Origin of the sequence: Streptomyces sp. NPDC014870 (assembly GCF_043081505.1) — a bacterium.
GTDB lineage: Bacteria > Actinomycetota > Actinomycetes > Streptomycetales > Streptomycetaceae > Streptomyces.
Window position 1 is genome coordinate 610,823 of the sequence record NZ_JBIBWQ010000003.1, and the last position, 24,064, is coordinate 634,886.

General features: G+C 70.2%; 20 protein-coding genes. 11 read left to right on the forward strand and 9 right to left on the reverse strand.

The window, feature by feature from the left end; genetic code table 11:
• Positions 1–189: 189 nt before the first annotated feature.
• Both ACF09C_RS11505 and ACF09C_RS11510 read right to left on the reverse strand, forming a co-directional pair.
• The gene (locus ACF09C_RS11505) at positions 190–888 is read right to left on the reverse strand and encodes an ATP-binding protein (RefSeq protein ID WP_392091150.1); all 699 of its coding nucleotides are present in this window, start codon (positions 886–888) and stop codon (positions 190–192) included.
• Positions 885–1,772 (reverse strand): hypothetical protein, encoded by an 888-nt coding sequence (locus tag ACF09C_RS11510; protein ID WP_392091417.1) that lies wholly within the window; start codon positions 1,770–1,772, stop codon positions 885–887. Before ACF09C_RS11510 ends, ACF09C_RS11505 begins: the two co-directional genes overlap by 4 nt.
• Positions 1,773–2,026: 254 nt before the next feature.
• On the opposite strand from ACF09C_RS11510, the gene ACF09C_RS11515 reads away from it, so the two are divergent.
• The 3 genes from ACF09C_RS11515 (at position 2,027) to ACF09C_RS11525 (ending at position 5,057) form a co-directional block, all read left to right on the forward strand.
• Positions 2,027–2,311, forward strand: a complete 285-nt coding sequence (locus ACF09C_RS11515) for a helix-turn-helix domain-containing protein (RefSeq protein WP_392091152.1) — start codon at positions 2,027–2,029, stop codon at positions 2,309–2,311.
• A 498-nt stretch (positions 2,312–2,809) separates the two neighbouring features.
• Positions 2,810–4,312, forward strand: a complete 1,503-nt coding sequence (locus ACF09C_RS11520) for a LacI family DNA-binding transcriptional regulator (RefSeq protein WP_392091153.1) — start codon at positions 2,810–2,812, stop codon at positions 4,310–4,312.
• A 145-nt stretch (positions 4,313–4,457) separates the two neighbouring features.
• Positions 4,458–5,057 carry a DM13 domain-containing protein gene (locus tag ACF09C_RS11525; protein WP_392091154.1) on the forward strand — a complete coding sequence of 200 codons (600 nt, stop codon included), beginning with the start codon at positions 4,458–4,460 and terminating at the stop codon, positions 5,055–5,057.
• Positions 5,058–5,138: 81 nt separating this feature from the next.
• On the opposite strand, the gene ACF09C_RS11530 is transcribed toward ACF09C_RS11525, so the two are convergent.
• The 5 genes from ACF09C_RS11530 to ACF09C_RS11550 all read right to left on the reverse strand — a co-directional run bounded on the left by ACF09C_RS11530 (position 5,139) and on the right by ACF09C_RS11550 (position 9,944).
• A complete protein-coding gene (locus tag ACF09C_RS11530) occupies positions 5,139–5,606 on the reverse strand; it encodes a universal stress protein (protein WP_392091155.1) in 468 nt (155 codons plus the stop codon).
• 126 nt (positions 5,607–5,732) lie between these two features.
• Complete coding sequence (locus tag ACF09C_RS11535; protein ID WP_392091418.1) at positions 5,733–7,595, reverse strand: NAD-binding protein; 1,863 nt, start codon at positions 7,593–7,595, stop codon at positions 5,733–5,735.
• A 110-nt stretch (positions 7,596–7,705) separates the two neighbouring features.
• On the reverse strand, positions 7,706–8,179 hold the full coding sequence (locus ACF09C_RS11540) for a hypothetical protein (protein WP_392091157.1): 474 nt from the start codon (positions 8,177–8,179) through the stop codon (positions 7,706–7,708).
• A 257-nt stretch (positions 8,180–8,436) separates the two neighbouring features.
• Positions 8,437–8,982, reverse strand: a complete 546-nt coding sequence (locus ACF09C_RS11545) for a hypothetical protein (RefSeq protein ID WP_392091158.1) — start codon at positions 8,980–8,982, stop codon at positions 8,437–8,439.
• A 95-nt stretch (positions 8,983–9,077) separates the two neighbouring features.
• Positions 9,078–9,944: an alpha/beta fold hydrolase gene (locus ACF09C_RS11550; RefSeq protein ID WP_392091159.1), complete on the reverse strand. Its 867-nt coding sequence runs from the start codon at positions 9,942–9,944 to the stop codon at positions 9,078–9,080.
• A gap of 153 nt (positions 9,945–10,097) precedes the next feature.
• Between ACF09C_RS11550 and ACF09C_RS11555 the strand changes: the two genes are divergently transcribed.
• From ACF09C_RS11555 to ACF09C_RS11570, 4 genes are read left to right on the forward strand one after another with little or no spacing between them, the layout of a single operon-like run.
• On the forward strand, positions 10,098–11,459 hold the full coding sequence (locus ACF09C_RS11555) for a TrkH family potassium uptake protein (protein WP_392091160.1): 1,362 nt from the start codon (positions 10,098–10,100) through the stop codon (positions 11,457–11,459).
• Positions 11,452–12,171: a potassium channel family protein gene (locus ACF09C_RS11560; RefSeq protein WP_392091161.1), complete on the forward strand. Its 720-nt coding sequence runs from the start codon at positions 11,452–11,454 to the stop codon at positions 12,169–12,171. Before ACF09C_RS11555 ends, ACF09C_RS11560 begins: the two co-directional genes overlap by 8 nt.
• A gap of 18 nt (positions 12,172–12,189) precedes the next feature.
• On the forward strand, positions 12,190–12,537 hold the full coding sequence (locus tag ACF09C_RS11565; protein WP_392091162.1) for a hypothetical protein: 348 nt from the start codon (positions 12,190–12,192) through the stop codon (positions 12,535–12,537).
• Complete coding sequence (locus tag ACF09C_RS11570; RefSeq protein WP_392091163.1) at positions 12,534–12,845, forward strand: hypothetical protein; 312 nt, start codon at positions 12,534–12,536, stop codon at positions 12,843–12,845. Before ACF09C_RS11565 ends, ACF09C_RS11570 begins: the two co-directional genes overlap by 4 nt.
• Before the next feature lie 6 nt (positions 12,846–12,851).
• Here the strand turns inward: ACF09C_RS11570 and ACF09C_RS11575 are convergent, their stop codons facing one another.
• Together ACF09C_RS11575 and ACF09C_RS11580 are read right to left on the reverse strand one after the other, a co-directional pair.
• The gene (locus tag ACF09C_RS11575; protein ID WP_392091165.1) at positions 12,852–13,154 is read right to left on the reverse strand and encodes a DUF3040 domain-containing protein; all 303 of its coding nucleotides are present in this window, start codon (positions 13,152–13,154) and stop codon (positions 12,852–12,854) included.
• 79 nt (positions 13,155–13,233) lie between these two features.
• On the reverse strand, positions 13,234–14,295 hold the full coding sequence (locus tag ACF09C_RS11580; RefSeq protein WP_392091166.1) for a PucR family transcriptional regulator: 1,062 nt from the start codon (positions 14,293–14,295) through the stop codon (positions 13,234–13,236).
• Between the two features lie 226 nt (positions 14,296–14,521).
• Between ACF09C_RS11580 and ACF09C_RS11585 the strand changes: the two genes are divergently transcribed.
• The 4 genes from ACF09C_RS11585 to ACF09C_RS11600 all read left to right on the forward strand — a co-directional run bounded on the left by ACF09C_RS11585 (position 14,522) and on the right by ACF09C_RS11600 (position 23,908).
• Complete coding sequence (locus tag ACF09C_RS11585; RefSeq protein WP_392091168.1) at positions 14,522–14,995, forward strand: hypothetical protein; 474 nt, start codon at positions 14,522–14,524, stop codon at positions 14,993–14,995.
• Between the two features lie 100 nt (positions 14,996–15,095).
• Positions 15,096–17,102, forward strand: a complete 2,007-nt coding sequence (locus tag ACF09C_RS11590) for an SPFH domain-containing protein (protein ID WP_392091169.1) — start codon at positions 15,096–15,098, stop codon at positions 17,100–17,102.
• Between the two features lie 99 nt (positions 17,103–17,201).
• A complete protein-coding gene (locus ACF09C_RS11595; RefSeq protein WP_392091171.1) occupies positions 17,202–22,043 on the forward strand; it encodes a DNA repair ATPase in 4,842 nt (1,613 codons plus the stop codon).
• A gap of 326 nt (positions 22,044–22,369) precedes the next feature.
• Positions 22,370–23,908 (forward strand): alanine/glycine:cation symporter family protein, encoded by a 1,539-nt coding sequence (locus ACF09C_RS11600; protein WP_392091172.1) that lies wholly within the window; start codon positions 22,370–22,372, stop codon positions 23,906–23,908.
• Positions 23,909–24,064 lie beyond the last annotated feature (156 nt).

The window sequence follows — 24,064 nt, forward strand, 5'->3', positions numbered from 1 at the left end:
GTCCCCGGTCCCCGGTCCCCGGTCCCCGGTCCCCGGTCCCCGGTCCCCGGTCCCCGGTCCCCGGTCCCCGGTCCCCGGTCCCCGGTCCCCGGTCCCCGGGTCTCGTTGCCCGGTGTCCCCGGTCCCAGAGGGTCCCACTCGGTCCCCGACGGTTGGGGGACCGGTCCCCGATCCGCTGGTCGTCGCCGGTCAGGCGGAGGGGCGAGCGCGGCGGCGGTCGGGGCCGTCGAGGATGACGCGCTCGGTCATCTCGGCGAGGCGGGAGGCGACGCGGTCACCGAGGGCGGTGCGCAGGTCGGCGGTGGGGAGGTTGGTGGTGATCAGAGTGGGGCGCAGGTGCTCGTACCGGTGGTTGATCAGCCGGTAGGTGAGCTCCTCGGTCCACTCGCTGGTCTTGGCCGCTCCGAGGTCGTCCAGGAGCAGCAGCGGGCACTTGGCCATTGTCTGCAGCTCGCGTTCCGCGTCGTGGCCGGAGCGGGGGCGCAGGCGGGCGTACAGGTCGGCGGCGGTGACGGCCTCCCAGCGAAGCCTGACTCCGGCGGCGAGGAGGGCGCGGATGGCGCCGTACGCCTGGTGGGTCTTGCCGGTGCCGGTGGGGCCGGCGATCAGCAGCGACGGTCCTTCCGAGATTCCGGGCGCGCCTGCCGGTCCCGGGCGGCCTGTGCGAGCGATCTCGTTCACCCAGGCCGTGACGTGGGGATGGTCGGCGAGGGCGTACCGGTAGCGGGCGGGGATGCGGGCGTCGGCCAGCTCCAGCGCGGTGACGGGCTCTGCCTGCGGCTCCAGCGCGGCGGCGTCGGGGCTGATGCCACGCTGGCTGAGGATGACGCCGAGGCGGTCGGCGATCCGGCCGACCTGGTGCGGGGCTTGGGCGAGGGCGGCGGTCACAGGTCACCACCGTAGGCGGCGGCGACGTCGGCGGGGTTGGTCCACGGTCGGTGGGCGGCCTCGGGGGCGGAGGCGTTCATGGCCTCGTGCACGAGGCTCGGCAGGGTACTCGGGTGCAGTCCCTTGGCCCGGTGACGGGCGAGACCGGCTCGTACGTGGGCAGGGTCGATTCCCTCGTCGAGGAGCTTGCGCACCTGCCCGCCGAGATGCCCGAGCACATCGGAGGGAGGGCGGTGGGTGCACGCGGCGGCGTACTCGCCGATGAGATCCTTCGCCGAGACGGTCTGCGGCGCGGGGGCGCTTGCGCCCCCCAACGGGGTAGATCCTAGATCCCTGTTCCTAGGTCCTAGATCCGGACCGTGAGGGCTCACCGCAGGCTCGACGAGTCCTCCCTGGATTGGCGGTGAGGGCTCACTGAATCCCTCCTGACCTGCGGATTCGTCGCTCGCTGCTGCCTCCGTCACTCCTCCCTGCCGATTCACGGAGTGCTCCATGACCGCTCCGTGCGTCGGCGGTGAGGGTTCGCGCAAGACGCTGAGGTCGTGGTGCGGGCAGGCCGGGGTCCGGATGCCACTGGGGCGGTTGATCTTCTGGTGCTGCGTGAAGGTGACGATGTGCAGGTACCGCTTGCCGTCCGCGCCCTCGTAACGGCAGATCAAGTCGGCGGCGTGGAGCTGGTTCAGGTCGTCCTCGACGCCCATGGGGCCGTGATCGGGGCGCAAGGACCACAGCAGGCCGGCGATGACGGCCGCTTGGTCCCGGAAGCGGCCCTGGTCGTCGGCCTGGGTGAGCAGGCCGAAGAAGGTGCGCTCGGCGGACAGGGACACCGCCGCGAGGGACTCGGACGCGAACGCCTCGGGCTTGATGGTGCGGATACGGGCGATGTCGATCGACCGCCTTTCGGTGTCGGGGCAGGGAAACCGGCGGGGCCGGGGTGCGTGGACAACACAGCCACACCAACGGCGAGAAAGTCCAGGGTTAGTTCAGAAGCCCGCTACAACTTCTTGTCGGCCGGAAAACCGTAGACCCGGAATCGCGGTTGACCAAACCGACCTCGAAATCGCTGAAGTGCCCCGCATCGCTCACAGCAGACAGGAAAGTGTTCCCAAGCGGCCGGCGCGCAAGCTACAACACACCAATGCCGCCACGCCCCCTCGAAATCGGACCCGCCGGACGGGCCACCGCCCACGCCATCGAACGCACCCGCACCGCCCGCGGCTACTCCCAGCGCCAGCTCGCCGCCCGCGTCACCGCCCTCGGCCGGCCCATGACGTTCACCGCGCTCTCCCGCATCGAACGTACCGTCCGGCGCTGCGACATCGACGACCTCGTCGCCATTGCTGCCGCCCTTGGCACCCCGCCCCAGGCCCTCCTCGCCGACCCTCGCGCGTGCCTGGATCCGGTCGGAGCGGGCGCAACATAGCCGACGATCGCCGGTTAGCCAAACCGGGGATTCTCCGGATCATTGTCCTGTCGCCGAACCCGCCTGCCTGCAATGGGGAACTCTTTGTCGAGTCCCCGGATTGGAATCCTGCGTTGTCCGCTCCTGGAATATCCTCCGCGCTTCCACGGCTCCATACCGCCCGAGAAGTCGCCGAAGCTCTGGGCTGTTCCGTCTGGTGGGTCAAAGAGCGTGCCAGGCGCCGTCTCATTCCCTTCACGTACGTGGGTGGCGCCTATCGCTTCACAGCTGAACACGTGACGGAAATCGTGCGCCTTCACGAGGAATTCCCCGCACGCGCTCCGCAGCGACCCGCCCCGCCTGCACCTGTGCGCCCCAGCGGTGAGCCCGGCGCCGTCCCGTCCGGCCCCGCGCTCACCGCTCGGCCCCCACGTCGGCTGCTCAAGTCCCAGCCCCAGTCCCAGTCCGAGTACGGCATCACCGCCTAGACAGGCTCAACGAGAGATAGGGAGTGAACACTTGGGGTACGCGGAGAAGCGCGCCACCTACTGGCGAGGCCGGTACAAGCTCGCCGACGGCAAGTACGGGACCGTCTCCGACCCGACGGGCACCGTGATCAGGTTCGCCACGAAACGGGAGGCCAAGCAGGCGGCCGACGCCGAGGAAGTCACCGTTCGGCGCGGTGAGTGGCGGAACCCCGCCCTCGGTCAGGAGACCTTCGGCGAGTACGCCAGCCGCTGGTACGCCGACCAGGACCTCGCGGCGTCGACCATGCAGAACTACAGGCGTCACATCGAGGAGCATCTCCTCCCCACCTTCGCGGACAGGTCCTTGTCCGGCATCCTCCGCTCGGACGTGGAGCGCTGGGAGAAGGCGGAGAGGTCCGTGTACGCGGCCTCCAGCGTGAAGACCTGGCGCTCGACCCTGCACCTCATCCTCGAGGACGCGATCGACGAGGGGCTGATCACGTCCAACCCTGCCGCCCGTCGGCGCGGGCGCGGCAAGCGAGCCGGCCGCTCCCGCGACCGAGGACCCGAGAAGGTGATCACCGACCCCCTCGGCGCCTTGTTGATCGCCGAGCGTGCGGCGCTCCTGTCCGGGCGCGACGACGAGTTCGTGGCCGTCATCCTCAAGGCGTACACCGGCATGAGGTGGGGAGAAGTCGTCGGTCTGGAGACCGAGTTCGCCCGGCCGGGCGCCATCCGCGTCGAGTGGCAGCTGTACGAACTCGACTCGGGTGAGCTGGTGCGCGTGCCGCCGAAGGACGACAGCTACCGCACCATCGACGCCACGGACTGGCTGTCCGCCCTCGTCGCCGACCACCTCGCCCGTACGAAGCCGATCCCGTGCCCCTGCCACGGCAGGTCCTACGTGTTCCGGGGCCAGGGAGCCGCCCGTACCGGGGGACATCACGGCGCGAAGCTCGTCGACGTCGCTCGCCGGGCCGGAGTGTCCACGGGCACGGTCTCCAACGTGCTCAACCACCCCGAGCGCGTACGGGAGGAGACACGCGCCCGAGTTGAACTTGCCGTCGCCGACCTCGGGTTCGTACGCAATGCCGCTCCCTCCCAAGAAGCTGCCCACTGGCGTCGCAACGGCTTCGCCACGTGGCTCTTCCAGCCGGCCGTCACCGGCTGGTACCCGAAGAAGGCACCCCAGGAGCCGCGCCCCGTCCCGCTCCTCGGCGATCCCTGGCCTGGAGTCCCTGTCCGGGGCCGGAACGCCAGCCAACGCGCCGACGCCTGCTGGCTCCCCATCGCCAAGGGCCTCACGCCGCACGGCCTGCGGCACTCCCACCGCACCGTCATGGAGGACCTCGGCACGGAGAAGGTCCTCATGGACGATCGGATGGGACATCTCGACGGCTCGGTCTCGGCTCGCTACGCGCACGTGACCCCCGGCATGCGCCGCCGTCTCCTCGCCGGCCTGACCGACCAGTGGGAGACGGCCCTCGATGCCCGCCGTCTGATGTGCCCGCGCTCGCCGGTGCGCGTGCTGGACCGCCTCCTCGCCATGCGATGACCTCGAGTCCTCGGGGTCGGCCGGCGGAGCGACGGCCAAGGTGCACGGATGAACGTAAGACTCTTGTCACCCGCTGAGGAGTGGCCGACCGCGCGCCCGGCATCGTTCAATGTGGGCGACAAGGCTCGGATGCGGGAGGAAGAACATGGGTCGGGGTGGCAGACGGCGCGGTCCGCTGTTGGCGGGCGGGCTGATCGTGGCGATCGTCCTCGGAGGCGTCGGGCTCTACTGGTTCCAGCCGTGGAAGCTGTGGCAGGACGAGACAGTCGAGGAGGCGCTTCCGAGCGTGGCTCCGACAGCGGCAGGACCGGAGCCGACGACGTCCGTCGTCCCGTCCGCGTCCGCGTCCGCGTCCGCGTCTGCGTCTGCGTCTCCGTCTCCGACGGAGGAGGAGGGGCCTCGGACCGTCGCACAGGGGTCCCTGATCAGCCACGAGCACACGACCACCGGGACGGTGAAGCTCATCCGGCTGCCCGACGGCTCGCACACGGTGCGGCTGGAGAACCTGGACACCAGTAACGGCCCCGACCTGCGCGTCTGGCTGACCGACGCCCCGGTCAAGGAGGGCAAGGCGGGCTGGCACGTCTTCGACGACGGGAAGTACGTCAGCCTGGGCAAGCTGAAGGGCAACAAGGGGGACCAGAACTACACCGTCCCCGCAGGCGCCGACCTGTCCGGCCTCACCAGTGTCGCCATCTGGTGCGACCGCTTCGACGTCTCCTTCGGTGCCGCCAAGCTGGCATAGCTACTGGCGTCCCCTGGGCTGGGCTGGTGGGCGGGAGTTCCCGCCCACCAGCCATTTCACGTCCCTGTCTGTGCTGTCGGGCTACGCCTTCGCAGCCGCGTCGCGGCCGTCCTCCGGCGCACGGAGGATCACGACGGGACACGAGGCGTGCAGGGCGCACTGCTGGCTCACGGAACCGAGCAGCAGCCGGGCGAAGCCGCCCCGGCCTCGATTTCCGACGACCAGCAGCTCGGCGCCCTCGGATGCGGTGATCAGTGCCTCGACGGCGTTCCCACGCACCATGTGCTCCTCCACCGGTACGTCATGGAGCGTGCCGAGCACGTCTCTGATCTCGGCCCCCAGTTTCCGCCTTGCCTCTTCGGCATCGAGGGCCGCGTCCACCGCGGGGGCCGACCAGCCGATCCCTCCTGCCACGTCGTACGCCGCCACCGCCTCGACTCCCGCTCCGGCCATCCGCGCGTAATCCACGGCCCAGCGCAGCGCCGCGTAGGAGGCCGGGGAGCCGTCGATGCCCACGACGACGCGCTTACCACCTGCTTCGGCCTGCATCTCAGGTCACTCCCTTCGATGGCCGACGATGGCGTTCGAAAGCCACGAATCTCCTCTAAAAGGGCGGCTTCCCACCCAGCTGCTCCGTATCCATGAGCGGATGGTCGATGTCCACGCACCCGCAGATCAGCCCGGGGATGGCGTGTCCGTGTCGCGTGCCCTCGCGCCGTGTCTTCCCAGCAGTTCGGCGAGGCCGCGGCGGGTGGCCGCGATGACGACGCGGTCCTCGGGCCGCAGCACGTAGCCGGGGTGGAGGTCCCACAGCAGTTGGGGTTGCTCACCGTCGTGACGGGTGGAGGCGAGGTCCGGACGGCGTGAGCCTGGGGAGGCGGTGTCGAGGGCGTGGACGCGCCAGGCACCGGAGCGGAAGGACTCGGCGACGGTGCGGCCCTCGAACTGAGGATGCCCGGCGACCAGGAGGGCGGCGAAGAGCAGGACCTTGCGCTCGACCGGGATCGCGCCGAGGATCTGGCGCCCCATCATGGCCCCTGCGAACGCGGGCGCCGCCAGGTGGGTCACGCTGCGGCTGCGGGTGAGGGCCTCGGGGTGAGCGGTGCGCAGAGTGCGGTAGACGGCGGTGGCGAACTCGTCGTCGTACAGCCGCAGGGCCACGCGCAGATCGGCCTTCACGGTCCGGGCGTAGAGGGCGGCTTCCAGGTTGGTGGTGTCGAAACTGGTGAGGGCGAGCAGCGCGTGCGCCCGGTGGATTTTGGCTGCTTCGAGTACGCCTTCCTCGGTGACGTCTCCCAGGACGACGGGCACGCCCAGACTGCGGGCGAGGGGGATGCCACGCGCGTCGGGGTCCTCCTCGACGCACACGACGGGGATGTCGAGTTCGCGCAGGCGGGTCAGCACCCGGCTGCCGATCTTGCCGAGGCCGAGCAGGACGACGTGGCCGGACAGTCCGCGAGGCGGTCGCCTCAGGGCGCCGGCAGCGCGGAACGTGCCCAGTGCTTCCAGCGCCGCCGCGATGAGGAGCGGGAGCAGAGCGAGGCCGACGAGACCGGACAGCAGTTGGAGGACCTGGTGGGTGACGGACGCGTCGAGGGCCGGGTCGTTGATGGAGAACAGGTCGAGCAGCGTGATGTACGCGGCGTGCACCGGGTCGGCGTCGGTGAGCGCGGTGGTGGTGAGGGTCAGGGCGAGTACGGAGGCGACGATGCCGGCGAGCGCCCAGCGCAGCCGGCGGGAGAAGAGCTCGCGCAGCGGTGCCCCCCGGCGGGCGAGGCGGCGCGCGGGCAGGGAGGGACCGGCGTACTGGACGGTTTCCAGGACGACGCTGCCGCGCCCGGTGCTGCCCGCCACGGTCCGGTCGTCCGGCAGGAGGACGGGGCCTTGCGGCCCGCTGACCTCCGAGCCCTCGGCACCCGCCGGGTCGGCCGTCGTGGACGACAGCAGCGCCAGCGTGCACAGGCCGGCCTCCGGCACCTCGCCGCGCCCGGGCGGAGTGCGCTCGGCGGCACGTAGCAGGACCCCGTCGGCCTGGACGACCTTGCTCGTGCCGGCGACGGCGGTGGCAGCGAGGGCCGGGGCCGCGGTGTCGGCGTCGGACAGGACGGTCGTCGAGGCGTCCAGGACGGCCCGGTCCATCCCGGGGGAGTGCACGAGCGCCGCCTGGTCGAGCAGCTCCTCCAGGTGCTGGCCGAGCTTGCGGTTGTACATGCGGACGACGAGCCGCAGCCCGGGGCTGAGGCGGCGGGCGGCGAGTGCGGCACGCAGGTTGGTCTCGTCGTCCTCGTACAGCAACGCCAGCGCCTCCGCACGGTCCACACCGGCCCGGAGCAGAGCCTCCCGTGTGGGCGCCGGCGCGGTCGTCACCTGTACGGGGACGATCGTGCCGCCGCTCGTTGTACCCGGCTCCGCGACCAGCTCGGCCGCCGGTTCCTCGACCGCTTCCTCCGTGACGACCAGGACGACACGCTGCCGGTAGACCTCCCGCAGCTCGTCGGCGAGTCGTCGGGCGAGCCCGTCGTCGCCGCAGACCACCATGTGTCCCCCGGCATGCGCACGCGTGCTTCCCTGGTGCGGCAGCGCCGTCATGTCTCCCCCTGCGGCGTCGTCGAGATGCGTGAAATGCGGCGGCTGGGCGCGGACTGCTGTCACTGGCGTGCACGGCCTCGCCGACCACGGTGGACGAGGAACGCGACGGCCGCCAGGGTGGTGGGAGTCCACACGGCGACGAATGTGCCGAGGGTCAGGTCCCACCCGTCGAGTACGAGCAACAGCAGGAACGTCCAGGCGCTCAGGCCGGCCACGGCCCAGCCGCTCCTGGCGAGCGGATGCGAGTTCCGCCGGTGCACGGCGGGCTCATGGTCCCGCAGGAACCACCGCGACGCGTGAACGCCCCACCCGCCGCCCAGCAGGAGGATGATGCCGACTCCGGCGGAGGACTGCGCGGCACCTTCTGGATAGGCGTCGGTTCGTTGTCCGGCGTCGCCCTTCCAGAGCACGATGATCTCGCCCCGCCATATCGTGCCCGCGACCCGATCGCCCGGGCGCACCTGGTTCAGGAACTCGCTGACGCCGCTGAACGTCACCTCCCCGCCGGCCGCGTCGGATCCGGAGACCTCCACCCAGCCTCCCGGACTCTTGCCACGGTGCACTCGAACGGAATCGACGGTGAACCAGGCTGCTCGCAGGCAGTCTCCCGTCACGGCCCCACGGCACTCGCGCGCCGCCCTGAACGCGCTTTCCTCGGCCACCCAGTGGGGGAGCCGTGCGAACAGCAGCGTGCCCGCGACGAGGGCTGCCGCTCCGGCGAGCCCGAGCAGGGCCGCCCGTATGCGAAGCCGCGTTCTGTCGTACGGTTTGCCGCGTCGTGGGGCCGATGTCACGGCCGGGTCGCCCAATCGTCCAGCTTCGCGAAGACGAGGGTCACAGCGCCGCCGCCTGCCGCGATGAGGCCGTAGATCGCGAACATGGTCCGCTGGCCCTGCTTGCTCAGCGCCTCGTACTGGCTTCTGGTCACCTCGATCCTCTGGCGTTGCGGGTCGGTCGTGTCGACCGCGTAGTAGCGTCCCCGGACGCTGTCGGTCGCCTGGAGACCCGAGTCGTCCGAGAACGCGCCGGTGACCAGGGCGGCTCCCGACAGGGCCAGTGCGATGAGCAGGGCGTGCACCCGGCCCGGCAGGGCTTTCAGGGCATGCCACTGGTTCGACTTGCTGCTCGCGAAGCCTCTGGCGCGGAACTCGAGCGAGATGCTGCGGAAGATCGTCGCGGCGTGGAGCGGGAAGAGCAGCGCGAAGCCGACGCCGAAGAGAATTCCCTCGCGGGTGAAGGGCGGAAGGTAGGGGACGGCGCTGTAGGCGGCCGCCAGGAGCGCCACTGTGGCCAGGGCCAACTGCAGCCCCGCGTGTACTTCGTAGCTTCTCTTCACACCGTCCCCCGTCGGATCCGTGACAGATGCTGCCACCGAACCGCACAGGAGTTCACTGCCGGAGTCCGGCAGTTCTTTACGCGTTCCTGATGCCGCTAGCGCACGCCCAGCGCCTCCCGCACGACCGTGGCGACCCGGTCCGCCGCCTCGTCCAGGGCCAGGTGCCCCGCGTCGCCGATCTCGAGCAGGTCGGCGCCGAGGCGGAGTCCTGCGGCACGACGCAGCGCAGACGCCGGCAGGAAGACGTCGTGTGCCCCCACGAGCACGAACGCCTGAGTCGTCCGGGCAGCCGTCAGTACGGACCGCGGCAGCGGAGGGGGCGCGAGGCTGCTTCGACAGGACGCGCCCACGAGCGCCATCCAGTCGGCCAGGATGCGAGGCGGCTGGGTACCGGGGGACACCATGTGCTGCAGGAGTCGCTCGGCGTGGCCGACAGTCGGACGCAGCAGCCACGGAAGGGTCGCTCCGAGGACGGCGGGGCTGACTCGCAGCCTGACCAGTCCCGCCGGCGACACCAGTACGCGGGCCGTGATCCGCTCCGATCGGCAGGCGAGCGCGATCGCGCCACCCAGCGAATGCCCCACGACCACCGCGCCCCGGGGCGCGACCCGGTCCACGACCTCCGACAGCCAGCGCCCGTACCAGGCCGTACGGTCGCGCCTGGGCCGCACGTCCGCACTGAGACCGGGCTGCCCTGGAACGTCGAGCGCGATGACCTGACCGACCGCTGTCAGGGACTCCAGAGTCTCCAGGGAGACGGCCGCGTTCATGTTCGTGCCCGGTACGAGGACGATGCTCGGAGTCCCTGGAGCCGGGGCGGCCCCGACCGTCGTCACATGAGTGGCTCCCGCAGAGGTGCCGACATACGCGCGGGTGTGGGGCACCGGCCACGCGCCGAGGCGCTGCTCGCACCAGTCGCGTACGCGGTCGTGAGCGGCCGGGCTGCGGTAGATCGATCGCATCGCGGCATCGTAGAGCCGCGTAACCGGGACCGCACCGCGCCGGACGTCGAGTCCGGCGCGGTGCGGGCGTACTGTTGCGACCGTCATTGACGCCCTCTTGACGCCACATCAACAACGACCTGCCGAAAAGGGACAGTGCCGGTGGTAGTAACCGTGCCCCAGCGCGCACGAGCCCTCTTCACCACCCATCCCGCCCGAACGGTGGTGCTCGGGTTCGCGAGTGTGGTCGCGATCGGCACGGTCCTGCTGATGCTGCCGCTCGCGACGCAGGACGGTGGTGCCACCGATCTGCTGACCGCCCTGTTCACCTCGACCTCCGCCGTGTGCGTCACCGGCCTCGCGGTCGTCGACACCGGCACCTACTGGAGCGGTTTCGGCGAGGGCGTCATCCTCGTGCTCATCCAGGTCGGCGGCTTCGGCATCATGACCATGGCCTCACTGCTCGCCCTCCTCGTCTCGGGACGGCTCCGGCTGCGGATGCAGCTGACGGCCCAGGCGGAGACGAAGAGCCTCGGCATTGGAGACGTACGCAAGGTCCTCCTCGGCGTGGCCGGCACGACGCTGGCCGTGGAGCTGGCCGTCGGCGCGTTCCTCGCGCTGCGGTTCCGTTTCGGGTACGACAACGGCTTCGGCGAATCCGCCTACCTGGGGTACTTCCACGCGGTGTCGGCCTTCAACAACGCCGGATTCGGTCTGCACGCCGACAGCCTCACCCGCTATGCCCAGGACCCGTGGGTCACCCTGCCGATCGCCCTCGCCGTCATCCTCGGCGGCATCGGCTTCCCGGTCATGCTGGAACTGCTGCGCCACCGCCACCGGGCGCGCACGACCGGCCGTAGGAACTGGACCCTGCACACGAAACTCACCGTCGTCACGACTGTGGTCCTGCTGGTCGTCGGGACGGTGCTCACGGGCCTGCTGGAGTGGACCAACCCCGCCACGCTCGGGCCGCACGACGTCTGGGGCAAGCTCCTGAACAGCTTCTTCTACTCGTCGATGAGCCGCACGGCCGGATTCAACTCCCTCGACATCGGCGCACTGGAATCCTCCACGCTCCTGATGACCTGCGTCCTGATGTTCATCGGCGGCGGCAGCGCCGGAACGGCCGGCGGTATCAAGGTCACCACCTTCGCCGTCCTGGCGGCCGCGATCCTGGCCGAGGTACGCGGCGAGCCGAACTCCGTCGTCCTCGGCCGCCGGCTCGCCCCGCACGTGCTGCGCCAGGCGCTCACCGTGGCGCTCCTCGGCGTGGGCCTGGTCATGGCCGCCACCCTCGCGCTGCTGTCCGTGAGCGACGAACAGCTCGACGCCGTCCTCTTCGAGACGGTGTCCGCCTTCGCCACCGTCGGCCTGTCCACCGGCATCACCGCCGACCTGCCCGCACTCGGGCAGCTCATCCTCATCGGCCTGATGTTCATCGGCCGCATCGGCCCCATCACCCTCGTCTCCGCGCTCGCCCTGCGCGAACGCACCCGACGCTACGAACTGCCCGAGGAGCGACCTGTCATTGGCTGACTACCTGCACAACCTGCGCAAGCGCCGACGGCGGCGGATGGCCGAGCAGCCCCAGGTCTCCGCGGACCAGCGCGTCGCCGTCATCGGGCTCGGGCGCTTCGGCTTCTCCCTCGCCAACGAGCTGATGCACCGGGGCTGGGACGTCCTCGGCATCGACACCGACGCCCGCCTCGTCCAGAAGTACAGCGACCTGCTCACCCACGCCGTCGTCGCCGACTCCACCGACCCGGACACCCTGGGCCAGCTCGGCGTCCATGAGTTCACCAGCGCCGTCGTCGGTATCGGCACCGATATCGAGGCCAGCATCCTGGTCAGCTCCAACCTCCTCGAAGCAGGCGTCCCGAACATCTGGGCCAAGGCGATCAGCCGCCAGCACGGCAAGATCCTCGAACGCCTCGGCGTCCACCATGTCGTCCTCCCCGAACACGAGATGGGCGAGCGGGTCGCCCACCTCGTCACCGGCCGGATGCTCGACTTCATCGAGTTCGACGACGACTACGCCCTGGTCAAGACCGTCGCCCCGCAGGTGGCGACCGGCCGGCCGCTCGGACAGTCCCAGGTCCGCAGCCGCTACGGCATCACCGTCGTCGGCATCAAGCGCCCCGGTGAGGACTTCACGTACGCCACCGCCGACACCGTCGTCGAGAAGGGCGACATCATCGTCGTCACCGGCAAGACGGCGGCTGTCGAGACCTTCACAGATCTCCCCTGACCGTTAGGATCCCCTGCGGTGAGCCGGGAAGCCTGGTCGGCACAGTCCTCCGCCTGCCCGGAAGCAGCCACCATGCCCCTCACCCTCGTCCTGATCGCCCTGTGGGCCCTCGCTTTCCTGACGTTCAACACTGTCATCGCCGTGCGGGTCTGGCGGCTGACCCACCTGCCTCGATGGCGCCGCGCGATACCGGCGCTTCTGCTCTGTGCTGCTGTGGCCGCGAGCCTCAGCCGGGCCACGGGCACGACCGTCGTCGCGGAGACCTTCGCGTTTCCGCTGAACGCGGCCACCGCGATCGTCGGCGTTCTCGAAATACGTCGGCACCGCGCACGTGCGGACGGGGTCGCGCAGGGAGAGTCGGCGTGAGCCCATGGGCGAGCTGGACGCTCCTGGCCACTGGTGCCGTCTTCGTCCTCGTGCCGAGCGTCGCCCTGCTCCGAGGCTGGAGACCTGGCGGCTTGTGGTGGTCCGAGGGGCCTGTGTCTTTGCTCGGCTCGGCGGGCGTGGCGCTGTACGGGGTGGTGCTGGCCGGAGAGGTCCCGCGCCTGGCCGGCACGTCGGCCGACGTGCGCGCTGCGTGCGCGTACACGGCTCTGGGGCTTGTCGCCTTGGCCACGGCCCTCGTGGTCCTCTACGACCACTTGGCGCAGCCTTCGCGGTCGAAGCGTCGCTGAGCCCTGTCATCGGTACGTGGTCAGCGCGGCGGAGTGCGCCGCCGGCCGGGTGATCTCACCGGCGGGAGGCGCGGGCGATGAGTTCAGGGCGGCCGTGAGGATCAGTCCCAGCAGGGCGATGACGGCCAGAACGACGGCGGTCACGAGTCGTGGATCGCGTCGTGAGAGGCGGGCCTTCACGGATTGTTCCGGTTGCTTGGGAAACTGCTGGTTCAGCGTCTCCAGCGTGGCCTTAAGTGCGGGGTCGTCGTGGGTGAGTCCCCGCTCCATGTCGGCAAGGATGCGCTCGTCATCTGCGGGGTGACTCATGGTGACCCCCTCCACCGGCCGCTGCGGGAAGTCCTACTGTCAGTGTGCCCGTCCGGTGCCGACTCGACGCGTCGAGCGGTCATAGCTCCTGGTCGGGCCAGCCGAGGAGGCGTGCTCCGATGACGGCGGTCTGGAGGGTGTAGCGCTGGACGGGGTCGCCGGGGTCGGCGCCTGTCAGGCGTTGGATGCGGGCGAGTCGGTACGTCATGGCCCGCACGCTGAGGTTGAGGTGGCGGGCCGCCTGTGCGGTGACGCAGCCGGTGTCGAAGTACGCGGTGAGGGTGTCCAGGAGCGGCTGGGCGCCGCCGCGGGAGTGCTGGAGGGGTCCGAGGATGCTGCGCACGAGGTCGGCCATGGCCTGCCGGTCGCGGGTCAGGACGGGGTAGACGAGCAGGTCGGCGGCGTGCAGGACCGGTTCGCTCAGGTTCATGCGGGCGGCGAGGTCCAGGGCGTTGAGGGCTTCCTCGTAGGAGTGGACGACCCCGCCGGCGCCGGGGTGGGACCGCCCGATGGCGACCTGGCCGCCGTCGGTGGCGGCGTACGCCTGCTTGGCGAAGTGGGCCAGCACCTCGGGCTCGTCGGCCGGCGCGATGCATATGAGCCGGCCGTCCTTGGTGGTGAGCAGGATGCGACGGTTGCCGAAGCGGGCGACGAGCGAGGACTCGACGGCACGGGTGACCGCGTAGCCGTCGTCGTACGGCTCCGGACCCTGTGCGACGGCCACCGCGTGGGCGTGGGAGAGGAGCAGTCCGAAGCGTTCGGCCCGTTCGGCGAGCCTCCCGAGGTCGCTGCGGCCGTAGAGGAGATCGTCGATGAACTCTCGTCGCGCCGCCTCTTCCTGGCGCATCGCCAGGTGCTGCGCACGCTCGTGTCCCTCGGCGAAGGAGTCCACGGCCTCTCCGACGGCGCTCAGGAGATGGGCGGCAGCCGCATGCGGCAGCTCGGGGTGGAGACGCTCCGCAGCGGAGAGATGCGCCCGGATGAGGCTCCGCAGCCCGATACCGGCCTCCGCGGCCCGCTCTCCCTGGGACCGCAGCGCTTCCCTCTCGTCGCGCGTGAGCCTGCGGCGCGTTGCGCAGACACTGGACAGGATCTCGGCATACCCCTCCAGATACTGTTCGTCGATCTCTCGCTCCGTCATTGCCTCTCCCGAAATCCTGACGCGCGGCTGACGAGTTCCTGACGCGCGCGGACCAAGACTCGCACGCTGCCCGTTGGGGGGTGTCTCTGGCATCAAGAAGACGTCAAAGGCTGCCGGTTCACGGCAATGCCGACGCGGTCTCCGCTGCGCCAGAATGGTCTCGCGAGAGGGCAGGGGCATCGAGTCGATGCCTGGACCCGGAAATTTCGAGCCGACAGGGGGAAGGATGGGGCCGTTCCTGGACGCCGCCGTCGGCTTCCCGACCATGCTGTTCACCGCCGCCCTGATCGTCGTCGCGGGCTTCTGGCTGTTGGTCCTGTTCGGTGTGGCGGAGCGCGACGGCTTCGACTCCGATGTGGACGTCGAGGCCCTGCGTCTCGACGGAGTGCCGGTCTCCGTGGCCGCGACCCTGGCGATCGTGGTCGGCTGGCTCCTGAGCGTGGGCGGTTCGGTGCTCCTCACGCGTGCCGGCCTGCCTGGCTTCCTTTCGCACCTGCTCTCCACGGCTCTGCTGCTGGCGGCCCCGCTCCTCTCCTGGCTGGTCACGCGACGGCTCGTACGGCCACTGGCGCGGCTGTTCCCCGATGAACCCGGGCGGTCTCCGTCGGGCGTCACGGGTCTGTCAGGCCCACCCGAACGGGACCGATCCGCTGCCCGCGGGGAGCGTCGAGCCGCCGCGCCCGTACGCCGAGGCCGGTAGCTCGTCCGGGGCACGCCGCCCATAGGGCGCTCGCCCCCCCGTAACGCCGCCGCTCGCGCCTGCGGCTCCCCATTTTTCTTCTATCGACACGGGGTTTCTCATGAATGCCATCACCCCGGGCATCGGCGTGCTCATCGCCGTTGTCCTGCTCATCGCCGTCGCTCTGCTCTTCGCCGTCACCCGGCTCTTCCGGAAGGTGGAGCAGGGCAAGGCCCTGATCGTGTCCAAGATGCGGAAGGTCGACGTCACCTTCACCGGACAGGTCGTGCTGCCCGTCCTGCACAAGGCCGAGCTCATGGACATCTCGGTGAAGACGATCGAGATCTCCCGCACCGGTCGCGACGGGTTGATCTGTCGGGACAACATCCGGGCGGACATCCGCATCTCGTTCTTCGTGCGCGTCAACAAGACGGTCGAGGACGTCATCAAGGTCGCGCAGGCCATCGGAACCGCTCGGGCCAGCGACAAGGAGACGCTGCAGGAGCTGTTCAACGCCAAGTTCTCCGAGGCGCTGAAGACGGTCGGGAAGCAGATGGACTTCACCGATCTCTACACCAAGCGCGAAGAGCTGCGCTTCAAGATCATCGAGCTGATCGGCATCGATCTCAACGGCTACAGCCTTGAGGACGCGGCGATCGACCACCTGGAGCAGACTCCGCTCTCCCACCTCGACCCCGGCAATATCCTGGACGCCCAGGGCATCCGAAAGATCACCGAGCTGACGGCCGTCGAGAACGTCCGGACCAACGAGTTCCGTCAGCACGAGCAGAAGGAGATCACCCGCCAGAACGTCGACGCCCGCGAGGCCATCCTGGAGCTGGAGCGGCGGCAGGCGGACGCGGAGATCAAGCAGAAGCGGGAGATCGACACCGTACGCGCCCGGGAGGAGGCCGAGACCGCACGGGTGGTGGAGGAGGAGCGGTTGCGCGCGCAGAGCGCCTTCCTCCGCACCGAGGAGCAGCTCGGGATCCAGCGCGAGAACCAGGCCCGCGAGGTCGCCGTCGCGCAGAAGAACCGCGAGCGCGTCATCGCGATCGAGAACGAGCGGATCGAGAAGGACCGGCTGCTCGAAGTCATCGCCAGGGACCGGGAGACCGAACTGACCCGCATCTCCGCCGACAAGGAGGTCGAGGCGGAGCGCCGGGAGATCGCCGAGGTGATCCGGGAGCGGGTCGCCGTGGACCGTACGGTTGCCGAGCAGGAGGAGTCGATCAAGCGGCTGCGGGCGGTCGAGGAGGCCGAGCGCGAGCGGCAGGCGGTCATCATCGCGGCCGAGGCCGAGGCGCAGGAGAAGCTGGTCAAGGACATCAAGGCCGCCGAGGCCGCCGAGCAGGCGGCCGTGCACCGCGCCGCCGAGGAGCTGACCCTCGCCGAGGCCCGGAACAAGGCAGCCGACATGGACGCCCGTGCCAAGATCCGCCTCGCCGAGGGCATCCAGGCCGAGGCCGCCGCCGAAGGGCTCGCGGCCGTGCAGGTTCGGGAGAAGGAGGCGGACGCGATCGAGAAGGCCGGCCGCGCAGAGGCGGAGGCCACCGAGGCGCGGCTGCGCGCCGAAGCAGTCGGCACGCGGGAGAAGGCCCTGGCGGAGGCGACCGCCATCGGGGAGAAGCTCAAGGCCGAGGCGGCCGGTCTGACCGAGAAGGCGGCGGCGATGGCCGCGCTCGACGAGGCGTCCCGTACGCACGAGGAGTTCCGGCTGCGTCTGGAGGCGGAGAAGGACATCCGGCTGGCCGGGCTCGACGTGCAGCGGCAGGTCGCCGAGGCACAGGCCACGGTGCTCGCCACCGGCCTGGAGAACGCCGACATCAACATCGTCGGTGGCGAGTCGGTCTTCCTCGACCGGCTGGTCCAGTCGATCGCGCTCGGCAAGTCCGTCGACGGTTTCGTGGAGCACTCGCAGACCGCCCGGGCACTCGCCGGCCCGTGGCTGAACGGCGACGGCTCCTTCACGGAGGACCTGACCAAGGTGCTCGGCTCCCTGTCCACCGCTGACGTGCAGAACCTGAGCGTCTCGGCGCTGCTGGCCAAGGTCATGAAGTCGGGCGTCCTCGACAAGGGCGGCGACGCCGCCGAGACCGGCGCTCTGAACGGCGCCGCCAAGAGCTGACCACCCACGGGGGTGTGGTCAGGCGCGGGTCCGGTGCCGGGAAACGGGGGAGTTACCGGCACCGGTCCCGCATCACCCACGGTACAAGGAGCGGAACGGATGAGCGCGGGAATCGACCAGGACACGTACGCGGTGCTGCGCGACCGCCTCGTCGCGCAGGCCGGTGAGCTGGCCCGGCGTACGGAGGCCCTCAACCGGGCGCGGATCGCGGAGTTCGGTTCGGGCGAGCTGACCCTCACGGGCACCGACCGTATCCGCGCCGGGAGCAACGGCCTGGCCCGGGACGTCGTCGCCGTCGGCGACGGTGTCCTGCTCTTCGGCCGCCACACGACCTCCGGACGGCGGGCTGAGACCTCGGTCTCCGACGTCTTCACGCTGTACGACCGCGCGCTGAACCCACTGCCCGAGGGCGCGGTGCCCGGCCTCCTCGACGACCCGGACTTCGTACGGGAGTTCACCGGCCTGCACCGCTACTTCCGTGGCACGCGCCTGCTGCGGCTGCGCCGCCTGGAAGGGCGTCTTCTCGCGGTCTTCCAGACGGGGGAGCAGGCCGACGACCTGCGTGTCCTGCGGTGGTCCGTCGGGCCGTCGGGCGAGCTGAGTTTCCTCGATGCCCAGGGCGAGCGCGACCACGTCTTCCCGCCCTCCCACGACGTCGACTGGGTGGAGACGACCCGAGACGATCACGTACTGGGCCGGCATCCGCACATCTCGCTCGGCGGCCGTCTCTTCGTGTCCACGGTCGGCAGGGCGCTGACGGTGAAGACGGAGAACGACACGGAGACCGCCGAAGGCGTCCACAGCGAGCCCGTCGACGAGCCGCTGCAGTCCCTGGCCGACGCGGAGGTCGCGTACGCGACCGTGGGCGCCCTGATACTCGTGCGGGTCCGCCCGTACAAGGAGGAGGTCCGGCGACACCTCGTCTTCAACATCCTGACCGGCACGGTGGTCAGGCTCGACGGCATCGGACAGGCGTGTCTGCGGTTGCCGGAGGACGAGGGGATCGTGTTCCCGGGCGGCTACTGCCTTGCCTCCGGACCGGTGAAGACCTTCGACACGAACTCGTCCGGGCTGACGTTCGAGCGGGCGGTCCGCTCACCCAACGGCGAGGACATCCTCTTCGTCTTCCAGGCCCAGGAGGCCGACCGAAGCCTTCTTCTCCCGTACAACCTGATCCGGAAGGAGATCGCCAACCCGGTCGCCTGCCGCGGATACGCGCTCCTCGACGACGGAACGATGGTCGTGCTGCGTGTCGAGGACGGGGAGCCCGGCCGCGTGCACCCCGTGCAGATCTGGCAGACCCCGTACGTGGCCGACACCCACCTCGCTCCGGCCGGGACCGGACCGCTGGCCCGCATCGGCAACGCGGATCTCGTCCGAGGCATCTCCGACTGTCTCGCCATCGCCCGGCAGGCCACCGAAACGACGCCCACCGGTGCGGTGTACGTGTCGCTGGTCGGCGCGTGCGAACGGACTGCCGATCTCCACCACTGGTTGGGCGATCAGGAGACGGGCGACCTGCACGGACCGCTGGCCGCGCTGAAGGACACCGCCGCTCAGGTCCTCGACGAGTTCGAGACCGTGACCACACTCACCCGTCAGGCGGCCGAGGCGCTGGCGGAGTCCGCCCAGCGGATCTCCCAGCTGGTCCGACGTGTCCGGGGCGAGGCGCCCGCCGGCGCCGAGGAGTGGGTCGCTCGAATCACCGAACTCCGTCAGGCCCAAGGGCACCTGGTGACCCTGAAGGAGATGCGCTACGCCGACACGGAGCGGATCGACACGCTCACGGGGGACGTCGAGGCCGATATCGCCTCGGCCGCGCAGCGGGCTGTCGTGTTCCTCCAGTGCGAGGACGCCTTCACCGGCCACCACAGGGACGCCGAACGCCTCGCCGTCGAGGCCCAGGAGCTGACAACCGTCGCCGCTGCCGTCCCTGTTGGCGAGCAAATCGACACGCACACTCTCGGCCTGCGGACGCTCAGCGAGATCGTCGCCGGTCTGGACATCGGCGACGCGACCGTCCGCACGTCGATCCTGGAGCGGATCGGAGACGTCCTCGGCTCGCTCAACCGCGCCCGCGCCGTCCTGACCTCGCGGCGCGCGGAACTCCTCGACCAAGAGGGCCGGGCGGAGTTCGCCGCCGAGCTCGCCCTGCTCGGCCAGGCCGTCACCGGCGCTCTGGCGGCTTCGGACACCCCGGACCGCTGCGACGACCAGCTCGGCAGGCTGCTGCTCCAGCTGGAGAACCTGGAGTCCCGCTTCGCCGAGCACGACGGCTTCCTGGCCGACATCGGCGCCAAGCGGACCGAGATCTACGACGCCTTCACGGCGCGCAAGCAGTCGCTCCAGGACTCCCGTGCCCGCCGCGCGGAGCGCCTCGCCGAGTCGGCGGTGCGGGTGCTTGAGGCGATCACCCGGCGCGCCTCCGCCCTGGATGACGTCGACGAGGTGCACACGTACTTCGCCTCCGACCCCATGGTCACCAAGGTCCGGCGCCTCGTCGCGGACCTGCGGGAACTCGGTGACCAGGTACGGGCGGAGGAGCTTGACGGCCGCCTCGCCGCCGCCCGCCAGGAGGCAGGCCGAACCCTGCGGGACCGCACCGAGCTGTTCTCCGATGGCGGCGACACGATCCAGCTCGGCAGGCACCACTTCGCCGTCAACCGGCAGGCACCCGAGCTGACGCTCGTACCGCACGGGGAGACACTCGCGTTCGCGTTGACCGGGACCGACTACCGTGCCCCGGTCGCCGACCCGGAGTTCGCCGCGACCCGGCCGTTCTGGAACCGGACGCTGCCGTCCGAGTCGCCGGAGGTCTACCGCGCCGAGCATCTGGCCGCCCGCCTGCTGGCCGAACACGGCGCGGACGGCCTGGCCGGCGCCGACCTGGCAGGACTCGCACGCCGTGCTGCCGAGGCCGCCTACGACGAGGGCTACGAGCGCGGTGTCCACGACCACGACGCGGCGGCGATCCTGGAGACGGTGCTCAGGCTCCAGGAGGGCGCCGGCCTTCTCGGTCACCCGGCGAAGGCGCGCGCCGCCGCCCAGATGTTCTGGGCGCACTCCACCACCTCCGAAGACCGCGACCAGTGGACCCGACGCGCGGTGTCACTCACGCAAGCCCGTGATCTCTTCGGCTCGGCATCGGCCCTGGACGGACTCCAGCGCGAGCTGGCCGGGGAGATCGGCAACGAGAGCGCCGCCGCGTACCTGATCGCCGAACTGGCCTCCGGTCCGGCGGGTTTCGCGGTCGAAGCCGAGGCGCACGCGCTGCTGGACAAGTTCCGCCACGCCGTCGGCGCCTCCGCGTACCGCGAGACCCTCGCCGCTCTCACGGAGCCGGGCGCGCGCCGACAGCTCGTCGAGGCATGGCTGAGTTCGTACGTTTCGGCGTGCGGCGAGCAGCTCGACGAGGGAGTACTGGCAGAGGCCGTCGCCGTCGAGCTGAGCCCGGATCTCGCCCGCTACGAGATGGGCGCCCCGACCACGGCCACGGTCGCCGGACTCCTCGGCACCCACCCCCGTGTGCGGGGCCGCGCACTGGAGCTGCGGCTCGACGAGTACCTGGCCAGGACGCGGGCCTTCGCGGACCTCGACGTGCCCGCCTTCCGCGCCTACCAGCGGCACCGGACAGAGCTCGTCGCGGCCGAGCGCGCACGGCTGCGGGTGGACGAGTACCGGCCCCGGGTCATGTCGTCCTTCGTCCGTAACCGGCTCGTCGACGAGGTCTATCTGCCGCTGATCGGCGACAACCTCGCCAAGCAGCTCGGCGCGGCCGGCGACGCGAAACGAACCGACTCCCACGGCCTGCTCCTGCTCCTCTCCCCGCCCGGCTACGGCAAGACCACGCTGGTCGAGTACGTCGCCGACCGCCTCGGCCTGCTCCTGGTCAAGGTCGACGGACCGGCTCTCGGCCAGGGCACGACGTCGCTGGACCCCGGCGACGCCCCCGACGCCGCGGCGCGCCGGGAGCTGGAGAAGATCGCCTTCGCGCTCGCGGCGGGCAACAACGTCCTGCTGTACGTGGACGACATCCAGCACACGACGCCGGAGTTCCTGCAGAAGTTCATCCCGCTCTGCGACGCCACGCGCACGCTGGGCGGCCACGACCTGCGGGGGAAGCGATTCGCCGTCTGCATGGCGGGCAACCCCTACACCGAGTCCGGGCAGCGGTTCCGCGTCCCCGACATGCTCGCCAACCGGGCCGACGTGTGGAACCTCGGTGACGTGCTGACCGGCAAGGAGGACGCCTTCGCCCTGAGCTTCGTCGAGAACGCGCTCACCTCCCACCCGGTCCTCGCTCCGCTCGCCGGCCGCGACCGGGCGGACCTGGAGCTCCTGACCCGGCTGGCGACGGACGACCCGACAGCACGGCGCGACCGGCTCGCCCATCCCTACGCCCCCGCCGAACTCGACCGCGTCCTCTCCGTTCTGCGCCACCTGCTGACCGCCCGCGCGACCGTCCTCGCCGTCAACGCCGCCTACATCGCCTCCGCGGCCCAGTCCGACGACGCCCGCACCGAACCGCCCTTCCGGCTCCAGGGCTCGTACCGGAACATGAACAAGATCGCGGGGCGCATCTCGGCCGCCATGAACGACGCCGAACTGGTCGCCGTCATCGACGACCACTACGCAGCCGAAGCACAGACCCTCACGACCGAGGCCGAGGCCAACCTTCTGAAGCTCGCCGCGCTGCGGGGAACCCTCACCGCCGAACAGGTCGTCCGCTGGTCGGAGGTCACCGCTGCCTACACGCGGAGCCAGGCACTCGGTGGAGCCGGAGAGGACCCGCTGAGCCGGGCCGTCGGTGCCCTCGGCCTGCTCGCCGACCGCATCACCGCCGTCGAAGCGGCGATCAGCCGGGCGACCGATCCGTCCCACCTCCTGACCGGGAGTCGAGACAGGAGCATCATCCAGCAAGCTCCTGACCAGCAGAAATAGGTGCACTGTGAACGGACGCGGTTGTTCGGATAACGGTCACGTCACGCTCGCTGGCGATTCTCTCGATCGCCTTGCGTGACGTGATCCGTGTCACACGGAAGCCGTCAAGAATGTGTTAGGAATGCGCAACTTCGCAGGTGGGCACCACCCCTCGCCCCTCCCTCGAGGTGCCGGTACGCACCGGCAGCACGACCGAGGTGATCACGCTCCGAGTCCGCGGAGGTCGTCACCCCGCTCGCCGATCGGACAACGGCGTTCGCTCACAGACCGCACTCCCCACCGGCGCACCTCCCGCGCGTCGGTCCTGCGTTACTGAGGTCCCCACCGTGTCACTCGATTCCTTCACCCAGTCCGTCGACAAGGCTGTCAGCGGATTCTTCGAGCCCATAGCCAAGTGGCTGGGCGAGATCGTCTTCTACTCCGTGCCCGTCGGCGGTACGGAGCTTCCCCTCATCGTGGCGTGGCTCGTCGTCGCCGGTCTGGTCTTCACCGGATGGTTCGGCCTCGTCCAGCTGCGCAAGTTCAAGCTCGCTGTGAACGTGGTGCGGGGCAAGTACGACGAGAAGGGGTCGGCCGGTGAGGTCAACCACTTCCAGGCGCTGACCGCCGCTGTCTCCGGCACGGTCGGACTCGGCAACATCGCGGGTGTGGCCGTCGCCGTCTCCATCGGCGGCCCGGGTGCCACGTTCTGGATGATCCTGTGCGGTCTGCTGGGCATGGCGACGAAGTTCGTCGAGGTCACCCTCGGTGTGAAGTACCGCGAGGTGCATGCCGACGGCACCGTCTCCGGCGGTCCGATGCACTACCTGCCCAAGGGCCTCGCCGAGCGCTTCGGCAAGAACGGCAAGACCCTCGGCAAGATCCTCGCCGTCCTCGCCTCCCTCTTCGTGCTGTTCTTCGGCCTCTTCGGCGGCAACCTCTTCCAGGTCAACCAGTCCTACGCCCAGCTCGTCTCCGTCACCGGCGGCGAGAGCGGCCTGATGGGCGGCTCCGGCGGCGCGCTGTTCTTCGGCATCCTGATCGCGGCCCTGGTCGGCATCGTCCTCCTCGGCGGCATCCGCTCGATCGCCTCGGTCACCAGCAAGCTCGTGCCCGCGATGGCCGGCATCTACATCGCTGCCTGCCTCGTCGTCATCGCCGTGAACGTCACCGCCGTGCCGACCGCCATCTCGACGATCATCGAGGGCGCTTTCAACCCGCAGGGTGTCGCGGGTGGTGTCCTCGGCGCCCTCATCATCGGCTTCAAGCGGGCCGCGTTCTCCAACGAGGCCGGTCTCGGCTCCGCCCCGATCGCGCACTCCGCGGTGAAGACCAAGCACCCCGCGAGCGAGGGCCTGGTCGCGCTGCTGGAGCCGTTCATCGACACGGTCGTCATCTGCACGATGACCGCGCTGACCATCGTCATCGCCAACCCGGCCAGCTACGTCGAGGTCCGTCAGGGTGGCGATTCCATCGGCGGCGTCACCATCACCTCCGATGCCTTCGCCACCGTCCTGCCCTGGTTCCCGTACATCCTCACCATCGCGGTGATGCTGTTCGCGGTGTCCACGGTGCTGACCTGGGGCTACTACTGCATGAAGGCGTGGACGCACCTGTTCGGCCGCAGCAAGGTCAGCGAGGTGACCTTCAAGATCTTCTACACCCTGTTCGCGGTCGCGGGCTCGCTGCTCACGCTGCAGACCCTGATCGACATGGCCGACGCGGTGCTCTTCATGCTCGCCGTCATCAACATCATCGGCCTGTACCTCCTCGCCCCGGTCGTCAAGCGCGAGCTGAACTCCTTCCTCGCCTTCGTCAAGCGCCGCGACGCCGGCCTCGACGCGGACGACGACACCGACCAGGAGCCGGTGAAGACCACCGTCTGACCGCCCCCCGGCGGCCCGGCTCCCGAAGGGCCCTGACCCCACCTCGCGCCTTGGTGGGGACAGGGCCCTCACCCTTGTTCCAGCAGGTGAGAGACGCCTGGTGAGACCCCCGGTCACCCGATAGGGTGTTAAGAACGCATCAAGACGATGCTGGTG